The sequence below is a fragment of the Pseudomonas retamae genome, assembly GCF_043496865.1.
Classification (GTDB): domain Bacteria; phylum Pseudomonadota; class Gammaproteobacteria; order Pseudomonadales; family Pseudomonadaceae; genus Aquipseudomonas; species Aquipseudomonas retamae.
This window is the reverse complement of sequence record NZ_JBIEIL010000019.1, coordinates 49,892-69,137: the sequence shown is the minus strand read 5'-3', so window position 1 is coordinate 69,137 and position 19,246 is coordinate 49,892. Positions and strand designations below refer to the sequence as shown.

Annotated in this window: 8 protein-coding genes and 1 pseudogene; 3 read left to right on the top strand and 6 right to left on the bottom strand. The window is 61.2% G+C overall.

Annotated elements, in window-relative coordinates; all coding sequences use genetic code 11:
* Nucleotides 1-113 (top strand): annotated as a pseudogene (locus ACGSLL_RS26885) (IS110 family transposase); the annotation flags it as partial.
* A gap of 51 nt (nucleotides 114-164) precedes the next feature.
* Here the strand turns inward: ACGSLL_RS26885 and mltF are convergent.
* Complete coding sequence (gene mltF / locus ACGSLL_RS26880) at nucleotides 165-1,625, bottom strand: membrane-bound lytic murein transglycosylase MltF (RefSeq protein ID WP_208938625.1); 1,461 nt, start codon at nucleotides 1,623-1,625, stop codon at nucleotides 165-167.
* Between the two features lie 285 nt (nucleotides 1,626-1,910).
* On the opposite strand from mltF, the gene purL reads away from it, so the two are divergent.
* Entirely contained in the window at nucleotides 1,911-5,807 is a 3,897-nt protein-coding gene (gene purL / locus ACGSLL_RS26875) for a phosphoribosylformylglycinamidine synthase (RefSeq protein ID WP_394508537.1), read from the top strand.
* Between the two features lie 5 nt (nucleotides 5,808-5,812).
* Nucleotides 5,813-6,124 carry a YqfO family protein gene (locus ACGSLL_RS26870; RefSeq protein ID WP_394508536.1) on the top strand — a complete coding sequence of 104 codons (312 nt, stop codon included), beginning with the start codon at nucleotides 5,813-5,815 and terminating at the stop codon, nucleotides 6,122-6,124.
* An 840-nt stretch (nucleotides 6,125-6,964) separates the two neighbouring features.
* On the opposite strand, the gene ACGSLL_RS26865 is transcribed toward ACGSLL_RS26870, so the two are convergent.
* From ACGSLL_RS26865 to nagA, 5 genes are all read right to left on the bottom strand, one after another.
* The gene (locus ACGSLL_RS26865) at nucleotides 6,965-12,688 is read right to left on the bottom strand and encodes a dermonecrotic toxin domain-containing protein (protein ID WP_394508535.1); all 5,724 of its coding nucleotides are present in this window, start codon (nucleotides 12,686-12,688) and stop codon (nucleotides 6,965-6,967) included.
* Between the two features lie 145 nt (nucleotides 12,689-12,833).
* Nucleotides 12,834-14,549 (bottom strand): N-acetylglucosamine-specific PTS transporter subunit IIBC, encoded by a 1,716-nt coding sequence (gene nagE, locus ACGSLL_RS26860; RefSeq protein WP_394508534.1) that lies wholly within the window; start codon nucleotides 14,547-14,549, stop codon nucleotides 12,834-12,836.
* A 34-nt stretch (nucleotides 14,550-14,583) separates the two neighbouring features.
* Entirely contained in the window at nucleotides 14,584-17,097 is a 2,514-nt protein-coding gene (gene ptsP, locus ACGSLL_RS26855; protein WP_394508533.1) for a phosphoenolpyruvate--protein phosphotransferase, read from the bottom strand.
* A gap of 34 nt (nucleotides 17,098-17,131) precedes the next feature.
* The gene (locus ACGSLL_RS26850; protein WP_394508532.1) at nucleotides 17,132-18,154 is read right to left on the bottom strand and encodes an SIS domain-containing protein; all 1,023 of its coding nucleotides are present in this window, start codon (nucleotides 18,152-18,154) and stop codon (nucleotides 17,132-17,134) included.
* Complete coding sequence (gene nagA, locus ACGSLL_RS26845) at nucleotides 18,135-19,241, bottom strand: N-acetylglucosamine-6-phosphate deacetylase (RefSeq protein ID WP_394508531.1); 1,107 nt, start codon at nucleotides 19,239-19,241, stop codon at nucleotides 18,135-18,137. Before nagA ends, ACGSLL_RS26850 begins: the two co-directional genes overlap by 20 nt.
* Nucleotides 19,242-19,246: the final 5 nt, after the last annotated feature.

Genomic DNA, 19,246 nt, shown 5'->3' with positions numbered 1-19,246 from the left:
GAAACAAGGGCAAGGCCACCACTGAAGCGTTGGTGATTCTGTCACGTAAACTCGCTCGCATTGCGTTTGCCTTGATGAAAACGAAGACGAACTACGTCAGCAAAACGGCCTAAAAAGCTTGGTGAAAACCATAGAATCTCCCACAGTTGGATTTGAGGTGTTGGTTAGAGCGGGGCTGGCTCTTGCGCCGGTTTCGACTTGTCGATCCCCGGCACATGCAGATTACCCTCGGCCACCTGATCGCCTTCGAGCTGCGGCTGGGTCACCCAGGTGAGGATGTCGTAGTAGCGACGGATGTTCGCCACGAAATGCACCGGCTCGCCGCCGCGGGCGTAGCCATAACGGGTCTTGCTGTACCACTGCTTCTGCGACAGGCGCGGCAGGATCTTCTTCACGTCCAGCCACTTGTCCGGGTTCAACCCTTCCTTGGCGGTCAGTTTGCGTGCGTCATCGAGGTGGCCGCTGCCGACGTTATAAGCGGCCAGCGCGAACCAGGTGCGGTCCGGCTCCTTGATCGAATCGTCGAGCTGATCCTTCATGTACGCCAGGTACTTGGCGCCACCCATGATGCTTTGCTTGGGGTCGAGGCGGTTGGAAACGCCCATCGCCTGCGCGGTGTTCTGGGTCAGCATCATCAAGCCGCGCACGCCGGTTTTCGAGGTGACGGTCGGCTGCCACAGCGATTCCTGATAACCGATCGCGGCCAGCAGGCGCCAGTCGACTTTCTCTTTCTTCGCGTAATTCTTGAAGTGCTGTTCGTACTTCGGCAGACGCTGCTGCAAGTGTTGGGCGAAGGTCGTGGCGCCCATGTAGCCGAGCACGTCGACGTGGCCGTAATAACGGTCCTTCAGCCGTTGCAAGGTGCCGTTTTTCTGCACCTTGTCGAGGTAGGCGTTGATTTCGTTGAGCAGGCTGTTGTCTTCGCCCGGCCCCACTGCCCAGCTCTGGCTGCGCGCATCGCCAAGGTCGAAGGCCACGCGGATGTTGGTGAAGTACACCTGATTCATCGCCACTTCGTTGGAGTCGACCAACGTCAGATCAATCTGGCCTTCATCGACCATGCGCAACAGGTCGACCACTTCTACCGCGTCAGACTCTTCGTATTCGATAGCGGGAAATTTCTGTTTCAGCTCGGCCAGTTGTTCGGCGTGGGTACTGCCCTTGAGCACCATGATCTTCTTGCCCACCAGATCACCGGGATCGGTTGGCCGCGACTGGCCGTTGCGGTAGATGATCTGCGGGGTGACTTCCAGATAGGAGTGGGAAAACCGCACCTGCTTCTTGCGTTCATCGCTGCTGACCAGACCGGCCGCAGCGAGCACCGGGCCATTGGGCTTGCCGATCTGGTTGAACAGGTCATCGAGGTTGTCGGCGGTTTCGATCTTCAGCTCGACGCCCAAATCGTCGGCAAAGCGCTTCACCAGCTCGTATTCGAAGCCGGTTTCACCGCTGCGATCCTGAAAGTAGGTGGCGGGGCTGTTACGGGTGATCACCCGCAGCACACCGTCCTCCTTTACGCGCTCAAGCGTGTTGGGTTTATCAACACAGCCACCGAGCATCAGGAAGAGTCCGGTTGCGATCAGCCATTTGGCGTACCGCGGACGCAAAGCCGTTGGAAAAAACATCTGCGCAGTATACGCAAACGGCCACGGGCGCCATATCTCGACAGCGCGCAAGGAGTCTGCTAAAGGTCACAAAATCGAGCAAAACCCCATGAAAACGGGCGCATCGGGCTTTTTGTTACAGTAAAAATAAGCCGTGGTTACAAGGGCGTTTTATCTGACCCCGGAGGCAGAAACATACAAGGGCATGTCAATGCAACCGTGCGTAGCGTTTCGGGTGATGTTGAGGGCGGTTTAGGCTAGAATGCACGGCCTCAAAGCACACCCCTTCCCGAGGCTGTCCCGAAGATGTTGATCCTGCGCGGCGCTCCTGCCCTTTCTGCCTTTCGCCACAGCAAACTCCTTGAGCAACTGAGCCAGAAGGTTCCAGCTGTCAGTGGCCTGTATGCTGAATTCGCTCACTTCGCCGAAGTCACCGGCGTCCTGACCGGCGACGAACAGCAGGTGCTTGCGCGCCTTCTGAAGTACGGCCCAAGTGTTCCGGTTCAAGAGCCGACCGGCCGTCTGTTTCTGGTGTTGCCGCGTTTCGGCACCATCTCGCCCTGGTCGAGCAAGGCCAGCGACATCGCCCGCAACTGCGGCCTGAGCAAGATCCAGCGTCTGGAGCGCGGTATCGCCTTCTACGTGGCTGGCCAGTTCAGCGATGCCGAAGCGCAGTTGATCTCGGACGCGCTGCATGACCGCATGACCCAGATCGTACTGTCCAATCTGGAGCAGGCTGCCGGTCTGTTCAGCCACGCCGAGCCGAAGCCGCTGACCGCGATCGACATCCTCGGTGGCGGCCGCGCCGCGCTGGAAAAAGCCAACACCGAACTGGGCCTGGCCCTGGCCGAAGACGAGATCGACTATCTGGTCAACGCGTTCAATGGTCTGCAGCGCAATCCGCACGACATCGAACTGATGATGTTTGCCCAGGCCAACTCCGAGCACTGCCGCCACAAGATTTTCAACGCCAGTTGGGACATCGACGGCCAGAGCCAGGAAAAAAGCCTGTTCGGCATGATCAAGAACACCTATCAGATGCACAGCGAGGGCGTGCTGTCCGCTTACAAGGACAACGCTTCGGTGATCGTCGGCAACGTTGCCGGCCGCTTCTTCCCGAACCCTGAAACCCGCCAGTACGGCGCGGTGCAGGAGCCGGTGCACATTCTGATGAAGGTCGAAACCCACAACCACCCGACCGCGATCGCCCCGTTCCCGGGCGCATCGACCGGTTCCGGCGGCGAGATCCGTGACGAAGGCGCTACCGGGCGCGGTGCCAAGCCCAAGGCCGGCCTGACCGGTTTCACCGTATCGAACCTGCAGATCCCCGGCTTCGAACAGCCGTGGGAAGTGCCGTACGGCAAGCCTGAGCGCATCGTTACCGCGCTGGACATCATGATCGAAGGCCCGCTCGGCGGCGCTGCGTTCAACAACGAATTCGGTCGTCCGGCACTGACTGGCTACTTCCGTACCTTCGAACAATCGATCACCACCCCGCACGGTGATGAAGTGCGCGGTTACCACAAGCCGATCATGCTCGCTGGCGGCATGGGCAACATCCGCGAAGAACACGTCAAGAAAGGCGAGATCGTTGTCGGCTCCAAGCTGATCGTACTCGGCGGTCCGGCGATGTTGATCGGTCTGGGTGGCGGCGCAGCTTCCTCGATGGCCACCGGCACCAGCTCGGCAGATCTGGACTTCGCTTCCGTACAGCGTGAAAACCCTGAGATGGAGCGTCGCTGCCAGGAAGTCATCGACCGTTGCTGGCAACTCGGTGACAAGAACCCGATCAGCTTCATCCACGACGTCGGTGCGGGCGGTCTGTCCAACGCCTTCCCGGAACTGGTCAACGACGGCGACCGCGGTGGCCGTTTCGAACTGCGCAACATTCCCAACGACGAGCCGGGCATGGCTCCGCACGAAATCTGGTCCAACGAATCCCAGGAGCGTTACGTTCTGGCGGTCGGCCCGGAAGATTTCGAGCGTTTCCAGGCGATCTGTGAACGCGAGCGCTGCCCGTTCGCCGTTGTCGGTGAAGCCACTGCCGAGCCGCAACTGACCGTGACCGACAGCCACTTCGGCAACAACCCGGTGGACATGCCGCTGGAAGTGTTGCTGGGCAAAGCCCCGCGCATGCACCGTTCGGTGGTTCGCGAAGCTGAATTGGGCGATGACTTCGATCCGTCGAATCTTGACATCACCGAGTCCATCGAACGCGTTCTGCATCACCCGGCCGTGGCGAGCAAGAGCTTCCTGATCACCATCGGCGACCGCACCATCACCGGCCTCGTCGCCCGTGACCAGATGGTTGGCCCATGGCAAGTGCCGGTGGCTGACGTTGCCGTCACCGCGACCAGTTTCGACGTCTACACCGGTGAAGCGATGGCGATGGGCGAGCGTACGCCGCTGGCTCTGCTGGATGCCCCGGCCTCGGGCCGCATGGCGATTGGCGAAACCATCACCAACATTGCCGCCTCGCGCATCAACAAGCTTTCCGACATCAAACTGTCGGCGAACTGGATGTCCGCCGCCGGCCACCCGGGCGAAGACGCGCGGCTGTACGACACCGTGAAAGCGGTCGGCATGGAACTGTGCCCGGAGCTGGGCATTACCATTCCGGTGGGCAAGGACTCGATGTCCATGGCCACCCGCTGGAACGACAACGGCGAAGAAAAAACCGTCACTTCGCCGATGTCGCTGATCGTGACCGGTTTCGCGCCAGTGGCTGACATCCGTCAGACCCTGACCCCGGAACTGCGCATGGACAAGGGCACCACCGACCTGATCCTGATCGACCTCGGTCGCGGGCAGAACCGCATGGGTGCTTCGATCCTCGCGCAAGTCCACGGCAAACTCGGCAAACACGCGCCGGACGTCGATGACGCCGAAGACTTGAAAGCCTTCTTCGCCGTGATCCAGGGCTTGAACGCCGACGGTCATCTGCTGGCGTACCACGACCGTTCCGACGGCGGTCTGCTGACCTCCGTGGTGGAAATGGCCTTCGCCGGCCACTGCGGTCTGAGCCTGAACCTGGACAGCGTTGCCGAATCCGCCGCGGAAATCGCCGGCATTCTGTTCAACGAAGAACTGGGTGCGGTGATCCAGGTGCGTCAGGACGCCACCCCGGACATCCTCGCGCAGTTCAGCGCTGCGGGCCTGGGTGACTGCGTGTCGGTGATCGGCCAGCCGATCAACAACGGCCAGATCAACATCACCTTCAACGGTGACACCGTGTTCGAAGGTCAGCGTCGTCTGCTGCAACGTCAGTGGGCCGAGACCAGCTACCAGATCCAGCGTCTGCGCGACAACGCCGAGTGCGCCGAGCAGGAATACGACGTACTGCTGGAAGAAGACAATCCGGGCCTGAGCGTCAAGCTCAGCTACGACGTCAACCAGGACATCGCCGCGCCGTACATCAAGAAGGGCATTCGCCCACAGGTTGCTGTGCTGCGTGAGCAGGGCGTCAACGGTCAGGTGGAAATGGCCGCCGCGTTCGACCGCGCCGGTTTCAGCGCGATCGACGTGCACATGAGCGATATTCTCGCCGGCCGTGTCGACCTCAATGAGTTCAAAGGCCTGGTGGCCTGCGGTGGTTTCTCCTACGGCGACGTGCTCGGTGCCGGTGAAGGCTGGGCCAAGTCGGCGCTGTTCAACAGCCGCGCCCGCGATGCGTTCCAAGGCTTCTTTGAGCGTAACGACAGCTTCACCCTCGGCGTGTGCAACGGTTGCCAGATGATGTCCAACCTGCACGAGCTGATTCCGGGCAGCGAGTTCTGGCCGCACTTCGTGCGTAACCGTTCCGAGCAGTTCGAAGCACGCGTGGCGATGGTGCAGATCCAGGAGTCGAATTCGATCTTCCTGCAGGGCATGGCCGGTTCGCGCATGCCGATCGCTATCGCCCACGGTGAAGGTCACGCCGAGTTCGCCAGCGAAGAAGCACTGCTGGAAGCGGATCTGTCCGGTTGCGTGGCGATGCGTTTCGTCGACAACCATGGCAAGGTCACCGAAGCCTACCCGGCTAACCCGAACGGCTCGCCGCGCGGGATTACCGGCCTCACCAGCCGTGATGGCCGCGTGACGATCATGATGCCGCACCCGGAGCGGGTGTTCCGCGCCGTGCAGAACTCGTGGCGTTCGGAAGACTGGAACGAAGACGCACCCTGGATGCGCATGTTCCGGAATGCGCGGGTCTGGGTTAATTAAGGCCTGTGTACAAGCTCGCGTTTTTCGTTCCCGACAGTCATGTCGAGGTGGTCAAAGGCGCTGTGTTCGCTGCCGGTGGTGGGCGGATCGGTGACTATGACCACTGTGCGTGGCAAGTGCTTGGCTCTGGTCAGTTTCGGCCATTGGATGGCAGTCAGCCGTTCATTGGCAAGGCGGGGCAGGTTGAGCGGGTCGAGGAATGGAAGGTTGAGCTTGTCGTTGCGGATGAATTCATTGTTGCTGTAGTGGCGGCGTTGAAATTGAGTCATCCGTATGAGACGCCGGCTTATGAGGTATGGCGGCTGGAAGATTTCTGATCTTTTTGCCGGCTGAAACGGGAAACCCGCAGATGAGTGATTGTCTGCGGGTTTTTTGTTGGTCCCGATTTTATGAGCGAGAGCCTTACAGCCGGCCAGTATCTGCTTGATGTACGCGGTTGAAACTGTGGGAGCGAGCCTGCTCGCGAAGACTTTCTTCCAGGCGCTGGTTTTTTGTTTGTGTACATATCCGTTGCTGCGGTCACGGCTACTTAGGGTTCCGCCCTTACGGCGGGTCACCTTTTTCAAACGCCAAAAAGGTAACCCAAAAGGCTTGCTCCTACGTTCGGCCCTCGCAGGCTCGGGTCCCTTCGCTCCGGGATCGATCCGGGCGCAGCGGCTACGGTTTGCTGCGCTGCACCTCCTTCCGCTGTGTCTGGCTGCGCCAGACGGTCGCTGCGCTCCCACGCCCGGATCGATCCCTGCGCTCAGCCTTCCGATGTCGCCGGTTAGGCAAGATCAAGATCAAGGGCACTCGAGCTAACGCTCGTTGTTGAGTGGTTAGAAGCGGGGGGTTGGCTTTGGATTTGTGGTGTGGCTGCCCCTCACCCCAGCCCTCTCCCCTTGGAGAGGGAGCCGATCTGCGTTGGCTTCGAAATTTTCGTACAACTCGGTAGTTCATGTCGGAGCAGCTCTCGCATTCCACGCGGTCGGTCCCCTCTCCCTCTGGGAGAGGGCTAGGGTGAGGGTGGCGATCTGAAGTCTGTTAAAGCAAGTTCTGAATCGTCACAACCTTCCCGCCTGCCGCCCAGGCGCTGCGGACAATCACAGCGTTTGGGCATGAAAAAACCACTGGGCTTGCAATCCCAGTGGTTTCCACAACCTGCAAGCGAACCCGAGTTATTTCACCTGCGTCAACTTGACGTCTTTAACCAGCATATCGATCAGGGTGGGCAGGTATTTGAAGCCCTGATCTTTCTTCTCCCAACGGTCGACGAACAACAAGCCTTTGTCATTGACCTGGATCGGCGTGACAACGATGTCGCCGGTCCTGGATTTATGCACCACGCGAGTCCCGCTGGTGCCTTCATTTTCGATCAGGAACAGACCAGGATGGGTCAATTTGCTGCGGCTGACTGGCGGTGTGGAGCCAATCTCCTTTTTGCCGGCCACCGCGATGTTGATCGTGAAGTCACTGCGCAATGCCCGTGCGCTGGTGGCTTTTTCCGGAATTATCGTCGCCCACGCGCCCTGTTGGACGGTGCTGGCCAGTTCAGGCGCGCTGTCGCGTACATGAAGGCTGACCGCGCCCAGCGTTTCGCCGAGTCCCGGTACGCCCATGCTGTAATTGGTATGGGTTCTGTCAATCAGTGCCATCCATTTATGCGGCCCGTGGAGCAGTTGGTCGGCTTTGATTGCCTCAGTGGCGAAATAGCTGAACATCTCTTGCCGCGACAGCTCGGGATCAGGCAACCCCTTGACGTTGTGGCTGGCGACGCAATCAATGGCCCTGATACGGATGTTGTATTTGGCCGCTGCCTCGCAGACTTCGTTGTAATTGTCGGTACCCACATAAGCGCTCGGTCGGTCCGCGCTCAGCGTGTGCAGATGGGCCTTGACTCGCTCGGGCATGCGTTGAGTCAGGTGAAAAATGTCCAGCTCGGCCTGATGCAGATCGGTATAGATACGCGCCAGGTACAACGTGTCATAACCCGAATCCTTGAAGGCCTTCATGTGTTTCTTCAGCAGCGCCTTGGCTGACACCTCGGTTGGATTTTCACCGATTAGCAGATTCAATCGGCCGTCGGCCAGTTTCTGCAAAAACGTCTCGAATGTCTCGCCGGCGCCAAGGGTCGGGAGCGCCGCTGTCGGTGCAGGTTCGAAGGCAGTGAATCTGTCTCTGGCCGCTTTGCCCAAGCGCTGGCGCGCGCCAACAAATGCGCTGAATACCAGTCGGTCACTTTTTGCCGGATCGTAGAAGCTGTTCAAACCGTCACTTTCGCGCATGAGCCGGACAACATCCTCGTGAAACGACGGCGCCATATCGAAGTCGCCCAATTGGCTGGACGTCGTGGCGGTTGTCGCTGGCTTCGAGACGGGCCGGGGGGCCTTGTACGCGGTCGGTGTCTGTACAAGGTAGTCGCCCTTGGCCGCTGGATCCCCAGCGATTGAACCTGGCGCATCCAGTCCGACACGCTGGGCCTGGTTCAGGTCGATGTCTTCAACTCGCACGGCAATGGCGTCGTGCAGGTCGGCCAGGCCAGGCGTCTTGTCGAAGGTGCTCATGCGAGTCTGTTCGGTGAGGGCGATCCAGCGTTCGCCGGGTGCATCGACGCTATCGGCGGACAATGCCTTGTGCGAATAAAAATTCCTGATGCTGTTGCTTCGAGGGGTCAATGGCGAGACGTCGGCCAGCACCATAGCGTGTTCCAGCTGATAACTGGTCGAGGCGTCCAGTGCATGGATCGTCAAACCTTTTTCCCGAGCTGTACGCACCAGTGCCAGATACGAATATGACGCGTCCTTCTCGTGCCCCAACGCGCGGTCAAGCGCTTTGAGATGAGTCTTGATATGCCTCCAGGTTCCGCCTTTATTCATCTTCTCAAGCTTGGAATAAAAAACATCTCCCGCCAGATACTCTACGTAAAGGCGTTTGAATCCGCTTGCAACGTAAGCGTCCAGATGATCGATCAGCATTTGTTTGCTGGCGATAGAACCGGGATGCGCGCCAATCACCAGGTTTTTCCCCTTGAAGGCGTCGCTGGCGATCAACTGCGCAATGGAAGTATCGGCGGCAACTGCGGGGACTTCGGCGCGTGCGGGCAGGGGAGCGAGCTCGGCGAAATGACGCGTGGCATCGGTGGTGAGTTTTTCAACCTGTTGCAGGTAGGCGACGCGTGTCGAGGCGAGTTCATCGGCTGCACTGACCATGGTCGCAAGGGGGCTGGTGCCCATGTAATCCTGGCCGCGCCGGATGATGTTCTCTCGGGTTTGCGGATCCATCACCATTTCGACGCGCTGCCGGTACTTGTCCGCCACGCCATAATCCTTGTGCGGGCCCGGAGTCTCTGGCACAGCATCGTATTTTGGCGCACCGCCCGTCATGCCGCTGCGCACCATCACGCCGTCTGCATTGGGCACTACCAGAATGCCGGTCGAGACGAGGTCCGGCGAGTCAGGCTTGTGTCGATAAAGCAGATAACGACCGAGGGCATCGGGATTTTTCCCGGCGTAGTACAAATGGCTTCTGAAGACGACCACGCGCATGTCGTCCCACTCGGGTTGGGGCGCGACCTGATTGATCAACCTCATGACATTTTGCTGCTCATTGGCGGCACTGGCGATCACCTGGCGCAACGGTCGACGTACGGGTTTGAGTGACCGCACGGCAGGGCGCAAATCGGTCAACACTGCGCCGGCGCTGTTGAACATATAACCGAGCAAATGCAGGAAGGCTTCGCCATGCTCACCCTGGCGATAAGCGTGCAGGGCGAGCATGGCATCCTTGAAGGCCAGCAGCAGACCGGTGCTCAGACTGAGTAGCGGAAACGGCGCCGTGGCAATCGCGGCGAGCCATTCGACACTGGTCCAGATCAACCCGGCAATCATCTCGGCCCGACTGGTGGTGGTGGCGTGGACATTGTCGATCCGGCGTTGCAGCTTCATGTTGTACAGCGCCGAGCGCAAATCGCTGACGGCTGCAGTAGCGGGTGTTGCATCGTAGCGTGCCGGGCTGGGCGTGCTTTTATTAAGGTTTTTGGCGAGCTGTTTTTTCGCGTTTTCGAGGTGCGTCCGCACTCGCGCCTGGGCACTCACGCCAATCCGGGACGTGAGGTATTCGATCATGCCGGCCTGCTGCTGGAGCAGGTAATTGAACAGCCGCGCTTCGCGAAACCTGACACCGTCGGGCGCATCCGGGGTATAGAGCAGAACCGGGTTGTCGGCATGGCTGAACAGCCATGTATCGATCACCCATTCGCCGTCGATCATCAACCGATGAATCGGGTATTTCGTGCGAGTGGCGCCAGAGCTTTCATCCATGCTATGGATGCTTTGCTCCAGCCATTGCAGGTCGCTGCTGGCGATATGGCCTTGCAGTTGAGATTCCAGCGCGGCGCTTTTCATCTGGCGCTGAGTGATCGCCAATGTCGCGTTGCGTCTGAAATCGTAGCCTTCGCTCGCCGCACTTTGCAGCTCCTTCCTGACCTTGTCGGTGTAGCGTTGACCAATCCACACACCCGTGACCGAGCGCGCAACATTCTGCGCGGTCAGGCTGCTGAGATCGATGCCCGCGGGCCCTCTGAAACGGGCCGAGCGGGAAAATTTCTGATCCAGAAAACCGACACCATCGGCATACCCGTCGCGATACAGTCGGGTATATGACAGCGGTTTCGGAGTCATCGAGGGCACGATGGACGTCGGCGCATAAGCCCAGACAGTATCCGGGTCGACATCGTTGGCCGGGCGCTTGAGCAGCCGGTTCAGAGTGATCTTCGCTTGCTCATGCAGGTAGTCATCAAACGCCGGGAAGTGGCTGCCAGACAAGGCGTGCTGGTTGAAGGCACGCAAGGCGCCTTCGGCGTCTTCGCTCAGGGTCGCGAGCTTTCTACGATTGGCCGCAGTGGTCGATCGATACCACAGGGGCGTGGTGAAATCGTAGTCGTCAACGCGCGTAGCGAGCAGGTGTTCGGCCATCGCTTTCAGGCAAGCGAGATGATCGCCGCAGTGTTCGAAACTGACCTTCTGATGCTCCAGCGCTTGCGGCTTGAAGCTCAGGCCTGCTAGTACTTTGCGTAGCGTCGGGCGAAAGCGCATCGGTGCGCGACTGATCAGGTAACCCGCCATGCTGTCGGCGCTATCGCTGTGCCTCGCCCAGCCGAGCAGATGGGTCTGGCATTCGCGCTCACTGTCGAAGGCCTGGAACTGATGCTCGCGTGGGGCTTGTGGCGTGCACAGCAAGATACGCGTGATGGCGCCTTTGGCGTCGCTTTGGCGCAGTACCCACACATCCTGTAATTGCGCGCCGTGCAACGACAGGGTGGCGGCGCGCAGGTGCGGGTCGCTGCCACTGCGCAAGCGCTGAATCAGTGGCAAGTCACTGTCAAGCAGGTGCCCTTGCAGCACAGCCGTGTGGGCGAGGGCAAGGATGCGTTGATCAAGCATTCGCTCGATTGCGGGTTTGATGGCGGCCCCGGCGTGCATGTCTTTTTGCAAACGATTGAAGTCTACGCGGGGTTCCAGGCTGATCGCTTGTTTGACCAGCCATGCCGGCGTCAGGTCAGCATGGTCAGGCGACAAAGGTGCGCCGTCATAGGTGAGCGTGGTGTAGCTCAAGAATTCCGACCCGGGCAATTCATCGCCGGTGTGTGGACCGCGCAAGGACAGCTCCAGCAGATTGCCCTGATGCACATAAACGCCGTAGCCCGGCACTCGACGATTGGTGCTGATCTGCAGTTTTTCCGGTTCGAGATCGTCGATTTGCAGATCGTCGCTCAGACGTTCCAGCCATTGCTGGCGAGCCAGTGCCATCAGGCTACCCACCGGTTCCATCAGGTCGAGCAAGTGTTGCCGCGCCTGCTGGTAATGGCTCAAGTGCTGCGCCAGTTCGATCTGCCTGGTGCTGCTGGCGCTGCGGTACCAGTCCGGTGCGCTGTAGCGCAGGTGGCGTTCGAACAGGGTTTGGGCGCGCAGCTCCAGGCGCGACGTCAGATCCGGCAGGGCGGCGGCGATCGCTTTTTCCAGCGCTGCGAGTAACCGCGTGGGGTCTTCCTGCGGGTTGTCGGCGAAGCTCAACGCGCGCTCGATATCCTGCGTACGTTTTTCGATCAGCGCGTCGTAGGTGTGCTCGAACAAGGGTTTGCTGTCGATGGGCGTGAGCGACAGCGGCCAGATTCCTGCGGCACCGACATCGTGGTAGCGCGTCGGCAGCAAATGCATGAAATCATCGTGGCCGCTGCGCGAGTTCAGCGACTCGCGCAGGTGGGTGTCGAGATCGGCCAGCGAATTGAACAACTCGATGCCCCGTGCGGGGCTGAACAGCACGGCGTAGCCAACGCGCTGGTCTGTCAGCAAATCAGTCACCTGCGGACTGTCCTTTTCCGTGACGACAAAGGCTCCGGCCAATTCGATGTTGGTGTTCTGATAACTGAACTGCAGCGCGTAGGTGGCGGGACGCAGCATCGGTCCCAGATCGAGTTTATTCAGCAGTTCGCCGGCTTGCGCGGGGAGCAGGCGATCGCTGACAGCTTGTCGCGCTTCGTGGCCAACGGCGGTGAATCCGGCGTCGTACTTGAGGAAGGTTTTCGCCGGTTTGCCGTCGATCTGGTCGCGCAGGTCCATGTTGATCAACTGGGTGTTGAGTCGGATCTTCAGCGTCGCGATGAGCTTCTTGCCGGCGACGCTTTGCAGGTCGCTGGTTTGCAGCGTCTGGTAGAGCGCGCGGCTACGTTGCAGGTAGCCGGTGCGGTAGGTTTGCAACTGCTCGCTGAGCTTCTTCAGGTAGGCCTGTTCGGTGGTCGGCTGGTGTTCGGGCAGTAAGGGGTTGGGGGTCTTGAACAGGAAGTCGCCGATCTGGTTTAGGTCACTTTTGATCTCTTCGGCGGTGGTGGCATTGGGCGTGCTCATGGGCACTTTCTCCAGGCTGGGGATGAAGGCCCAGCATGGCGAGGGGATGTTTTGCGAGGTGGTATATATGTAGCGTTTTTTGCCGTAGATCCAATGCGAGGAGAGCGGGCCCCCGTCGCGAAGGCCCGCCCGTGACGCTGAAAATTCAAGCCTGCGCGCTGATCTCCCGACGACTCACCAAGCGCTCGATCGCGTCACTCAAACTCGCGGCTTTGTCGCCGACCAGCAAGTGCCAGATCCCGTCCTGCAGTTGGCTGATGCCCTGACATCCCAGCGCTTTGAGCTGCGTCTCGGACAATGCCTCACCATTGGCCAGTTGCAGACGAATCCGGGTCAGGGCGATGCAGTCCAGTTGCAGCACATTGTCGCCACCACCCAATGCCTTCAGCCATTGCTGCGCCTCAGCACTGGCGATCGTCGGCGCTTGCGCTTGATCGACAACCGCCGCCGGCGAGTTGATCGGGGCACGACCCAAAGTCGGCAAGGCGAGGCGAATCTCATCGGCGATGCTGTCAGCCAGCGGCCCGACCACTACCTGCAAACTGCCGCCCTTACCGGGGCGAACCACCGCCATTGCGCCCAGCGCTTTCAACTCGCTATCCAGCGCCTTGTTGCGGTCGACCATCTCCAACCGCAACCGTGTCGTGCAAGCGCCCACGGTCAGCAGGTTTTCCGCGCCGCCCAACGCCTTGATATAGGCACTGGCGCGCTCGTTCTCGGTGAGTATGGCTTTCTCTGCGACCGCCACATCTTCGCGCCCTGGTGTCTTCAGTTTGAAACGACGGATGCAGAAGTCGAAAACGCAGTAATAGATCACGGCATAGGCAAGTCCTACCGGAATCACCAGCCAGCCATTGGTCGAGCGACCCCAGCCGAGAATCATGTCGATGAAGCCGCCGGAGAAGGTGAAGCCAAGATGGATGTTCAGACCATTGGTGATCGCCATCGACAAACCGGTGAGCAACGCATGCAGCAGATACAGCAGCGGCGCGAGGAACATGAAGGCGAATTCGATTGGTTCGGTCACCCCGGTCAAAAACGAGGTCAGCGCCATCGACAGGAAAATCCCGCCCATGACCTTGCGCCGCTCCGGCAGGGCGTTGCGGTACATCGCCAGACACGCCGCCGGCAGGCCGAAGATCATCATCGGGAACATCCCGGTCATGAACTGGCCGCCCTTCGGATCGCCGGCGAAATAGCGCGACAGATCGCCCGTCACCAGTGCGCCAGTGCTCGGATCGGTGAAGTTGCCAAACACGAACCAGGCCATGTTGTTGAGGATGTGGTGCAGACCGGTGACGATCAGCAGGCGGTTGAACACGCCGAACACGAACGCGCCGATACTGCCGCTTTCCATCATCAGCGCGCCGAACGCGTTGATGCCGTGCTGGATCGGCGGCCAGATGTAGCCGAACAGCACGCCCAGCCCGACGGCCGCAAATCCGGTGACGATCGGCACGAAACGTCGGCCGCCGAAGAACGCCAGATACTCCGGCAGCTTGATGTCCTTGAAACGGTTGTACAGCGCACCGGCCATCAGGCCGCTGACGATCCCGGCGAGCATGCCCATGTTGATGGTCGAATCGAGCACCTTCAGGGTCGAGATCATCACCAGATAACCGATCACCCCGGCGAGGCCCGCCGTGCCGTTATTGTCCCTGGCGAAACCGACCGCGATGCCGATGGCGAAGATCATCGCCAGGTTGGCGAAGATCACCTGCCCGGCGTCATGAATGATGGCGATGTTCAACAGATCGGTATCGCCCAGGCGCAGCAACAGGCCGGCGATCGGCAGGATCGCGATCGGCAGCATCAATGCACGGCCGAGGCGTTGCAGGCCTTCGATGAAAAGTTGGTACATGGTGGTTCTCCTGCTCTTTAGCGAGAGCTTGTTGTTAGGGCAGCGGCCAATGTTGCTGACAGGCGTGACGTACGGCGGCGGCGCTGCCGTGCTTGATCAGGTCGTGGCTCAGACGCTGGCATTCGCCTTCGTGCACTTGACGCACGCGGTCCTTGATTTCACCGATCTGCACCGGGCTCACCGACAGTTCGGTCACGCCGAGGCCGATCAGCACCGGCGTCGCCAACGGGTCGGAGGCGAGAGCGCCGCAGACGCCGACCCAGCGTTTGTGCACCGCTGCACCGGCGCAGGTCATGGCGATCAGGCGCAGCAATGCCGGGTGCAGGGCGTCAACGCGTGCGGCGAGACCGGCATGGTCGCGGTCCATGGCCAAGGTGTATTGCGACAGGTCATTGGTGCCGATGGAGAGGAAGTCGGCATGCTCGGCCAACTGTTCGGCTTGCAGCGCAGCGGCGGGGACTTCGATCATCACGCCGATTTCCGGGCGCTCGCTGATGTTCAGTTCCACGCACAAAGCGTCGACCTGCTGGCGAATCTGCAACAACTCGTCGACTTCGGTGACCATCGGCAAGAGGATCCGGCAACGGCGCAACGGCTTGACCTGCAACAGCGCGCGCAATTGCTGATCAAGGATTTCCGGGCGTGCCTGCGCCAGACGAATGCCGCGCAGACCGAGCACCGGGTTGGCTTCGGCGGGCAGCGGCAGGTAGTCCAGTTGCTTGTCGCCGCCGACGTCGATGGTGCGGATGATCACCGACTTGTCGCCCATGGCATCGAGCACCGCTTGATAAGCGGCGCGCTGCTCCTCGACATCGGGCGCAGTCTGGCGATCGACGAACAGAAACTCGGTGCGCAGCAGACCGACACCATCGGCGCCGTTGGCGAAGGCGTCTGCGGCTTCGCTGCCGGAGGCGACGTTGGCGACGACTTCGATGGCTACGCCATTGCGCGTTTCGGCTGGCAAATGGGCTTTGGCTTGTTGAGCATCGCGCCGCTGCTGGCGCTCGATTTGCGCTTGTTGCACATCGGCCAGACGTTCTGCATTCGGCGTCAGTTCGAGGCGGCCATCATCGGCATCCAGCACCACCGGCTGATCCTGTGCCTGATCGAGCAATGCCGAACCCAGCGCGACCAGGCACGGCAGACCTTTGCCGCGAGCCAAAATCGCCACATGCGAGGTCGCGCCGCCTTCGGCCATGCACAACCCGGCCACACCTTGCGCGCTGAGTTGCAGCAGATCCGACGGTGTCAGCTCATGCGCCGCGACAATCGCGCCGGCCGGCACATCGTAGTGCCAGGCCTCGCCGAGCAGGCCGCGCAAAACCCGCTGCTTGAGGTCGCGTAAATCATTGGCGCGCTCGGCCAGCAACGGGCTGCCGGTGTCCTGGAGCATGTCGCACTGTGCGTCGATCGACTGACTCCAGGCGTGGGTCGCCGCGCTGCCTTGCTGGATCAATTGCTCTGTGGCGTCGAGCAGCGCCGGGTCTTCGAGCAAAGCCATGTGCGCGGCGAAGATGGCTTCTTCGTTGGCGTTGTTGTGCTTTTTCGCCTGGGCGAGGGTGGCGGCGATGTCGCTGCGCACCGCGTTCAGTGCCGCATCGAGAATCTGTTGTTGCTGCACTGGATCGTTGTTGCCCGCATCCGCCGGCAAGCTGATCGCGTCCAAGCGAAACAACGGCCCGGCGACCAGCCCCGGCGCCGCGCAAACACCGTGCAACACACCCGCCTCGGCCGGGCGTTTCAGCGGCGCCGTGCTGACTGGCGCTTGCGCGTGATGATCGTCGGGCAGCGCGGTGGCCAATGCGCTGAGCAAGGCTTGCAGCGCCGCCTCGGCATCCGCGCCCTGACAGATGACCTGGACCTCGTCCTGCTCGCCAATCGCCAAACCCATCAGCCCGATCAGGCTGTTGCACGGCGCCGACTTACCGGCGAAGTGCAGCTTTGACTGACTGTTGAAACCCTGCGCAGTCTGGCGGATCAGTGCCGCCGGACGGGCATGCAAGCCACCGCGATGGGCCACGCGCACCTGCCCGCGGACTTCGGGGCCAGCGCTGGCTTCAACACCTGACACTGAGTCGTTGCGTGCGACGATGTGCAGCAACGGCTCGCCGACTTTCACCGCTTTGAGCGTGATCGGGCGCACCTGAAAGTCGTGGCTGTTGGTCAGGATCAACAGGCTGACCAGACTTTTGCAGTGCTGGCCAACCTGGTCCTGGTCATAGCGCAACAGCGGCTGGCCGAGGCTGACCCGCTGATTTTCGCTGACCAGCATCGAGAAACCGGCGCCGTTCAACTCAACGGTATCGAGGCCCAGATGCAGAAGAATTTCTGCGCCATTATCGGCGCGTACGGTGACGGCGTGAGCGGTGCGCGCGACGTGGATGATGACCCCGGCGCACGGCGAATACAGCGTGTCGTTGAGCGGGTCGATGGCGATGCCGTCGCCCATCGCGCCGCTGGCGAACACCGCGTCCGGGACTTTGGCGAGCGTCAGCACCGGGCCGCTGAGCGGGGCGCTGAGGGTCAGCTCTTTATTGTTGTTGTGCATGGCTCGGTCTCATCAGGTGTGCAGTCAGGGGCACTCAGTGGGTGCGGGTCACTTTGCTCAGGTGGCGCGGCTGATCCGGGTCCATGCCGCGAGCCACGGCGAGGCCTGCGGCCATGACGTAGAAGCTCTGGATCGCCAGAATCGGGTCGAGGGCCGGGTGTTCAGCGCGGCTCAGGGTCAGGTCACGCTCGGCCACGTCATCAGGGGCAGCCAGCAACACGCGGGCGCCGCGCTGACGCATTTCCGCCGCGAGGCTCAACAGCCCGGCCTGTTCCGCCCCACGCGGGGCGAATACCAGCAGCGGATAATGCTTATCGATCAGCGCCATCGGACCATGACGGACTTCGGCGCTGCTGAAGGCTTCGGCCTGAATCGCCGAGGTTTCCTTGAATTTCAGCGCCGCTTCCTGGGCGATGGCGAAACCAGCGCCACGGCCAATCACCATCAGCCGCTGGCAATCGCGCAGCGCATCGATGGCGGCGCTCCAGTCCTGGGTCGCGGCTTCGCGCAGCCCATCCGGCAGCGCGTTGTGTGCCTGCAACAGTTCGTCATCCTCTTTCCAGTGCGCGACCAGACGGGCGCTGGCGCTGAGGGTGGCGATGAAGCTTTTGGTCGCGGCGACACTGCTTTCGGTGCCGGCAAGCAGCGGCACGCTGAATTCACAAGCCGCTTCCAGCGGCGAGTCGGCGGCGTTGACCATCGACACGCTCAGCGCGCCACGTTTGCGCAACAGGCGCAGGCTGTTGACCAGATCCGGGCTTTGTCCCGACTGGGAAAAGGCGAACGCGACCTGACCGCTGACCTTCAATGGCGCCTGCTGCATGGTCACCACCGACATCGGCAACGACGCCACCGGCACGCCCAGTTGCTGCATGGTCAGGTAGGCGAAGTAGCTCGCCGCGTGGTCGGAGCTGCCCCGGGCCACGGTCATCGCCACTTGCGGCGGCTGACGGCGCAGGCGCCCGGCGATCTCGATCAGCTGTGGGTCGAGCTGTTGCAACTGGGCGTGCACGGCCTCGAACGAGGACAGCGCCTCCTCAAGCATTTTTGAAGTCAATGTCTTCTCCTTCGACCATGACGGCGGTCAGTGTGAGTGAGCGATCGAGCCGCACGCAGTCGGCCCAGGCGCCGGGGGCGAGGCGCCCGCGTTTGTTGAGGCCGAGGTAATCGGCGGGGAATTGCGACAGGCGCTGCGAGGCTTCGCTGATCGGCAGACCGATCTTCACCAGATTGCGCAGGGCCTGATCCATGGTCAGTGTGCTGCCGGCCAGGGTGCCGTCGGGCAGGCGCACGCCGCCCAGGCATTTGGTCACGGTGTGGCTGCCGAGCTTGTATTCGCCGTCGGGCATGCCGGCAGCGGCGGTCGAATCGGTGACGCAGTACAGGCACGGGATCGAGCGCAACGCCACGCGGATCGCACCGGGGTGCACATGCAGCAGATCCGGGATCAGCTCGGCGTACTGCGCATGGGCCAGTGCCGCGCCGACGATGCCCGGCTCGCGGTGATGCAGCGGGCTCATGGCGTTGTACAAGTGGGTGAAACTGGTGGCGCCGGCGTTCAACGCGGCAACGCCTTCTTCGTAGCTGCCGAGGGTGTGGCCGATCTGCATGCGGATACCGCGGCTGCTCAGCTCACGAATCAACTCGTCGTGGCCGGCAATTTCCGGCGCGATGGTGATCACCCGGATCGGCGCCAGGGCCAGATATTCTTCGACTTCTGCCATCAACGCGGTGTGGGCGAAGTTCGGTTGCGCGCCGAGTTTGCCCGGATTGATATACGGGCCTTCGAGGTGGACGCCGAGGACCCGCGCCGCGCCTTGCGCACGCTGCTCGCAGAATTCTCCGACCTCTTTCAGGACGCTGGCGATCTCGGCACGCGGCGCGGTCATGGTCGTGGCCAGCAGCGACGTGGTGCCGAAACGCACGTGGGTTTTGCTGATGGTTTCGAAAGCGCTGGCGCCTTCCATGACGTCTTTGCCACCGCCGCCGTGGACGTGCAGATCGATGAAGCCAGGCAGCAGGTACGGCAGGGCGTTGTCGGCCGGATCGCAGGGCTCGCCTTCGACCGCCACGATTTTGCCGTGAGCGTGGATCAGCCGGCCGCGAATCCAGCCGTCAGCGGTGAGGATGTTGTCTTCGGACATGATGT

Excerpts from the sequence above, each read along its gene's own strand:
- mltF (WP_208938625.1), bottom strand. The coding sequence starts at position 1,625 with ATGTTTTTTCCAACGGCTTTGCGTCCGCGGTACGCCAAATGGCTGATC.
- purL (WP_394508537.1), top strand. The coding sequence starts at position 1,911 with ATGTTGATCCTGCGCGGCGCTCCTGCCCTTTCTGCCTTTCGCCACAGC.
- ACGSLL_RS26865 (WP_394508535.1), bottom strand. The coding sequence starts at position 12,688 with ATGAGCACGCCCAATGCCACCACCGCCGAAGAGATCAAAAGTGACCTA.
- nagE (WP_394508534.1), bottom strand. The coding sequence starts at position 14,549 with ATGTACCAACTTTTCATCGAAGGCCTGCAACGCCTCGGCCGTGCATTG.
- ptsP (WP_394508533.1), bottom strand. The coding sequence starts at position 17,097 with ATGCACAACAACAATAAAGAGCTGACCCTCAGCGCCCCGCTCAGCGGC.
- nagA (WP_394508531.1), bottom strand. The coding sequence starts at position 19,241 with ATGTCCGAAGACAACATCCTCACCGCTGACGGCTGGATTCGCGGCCGG.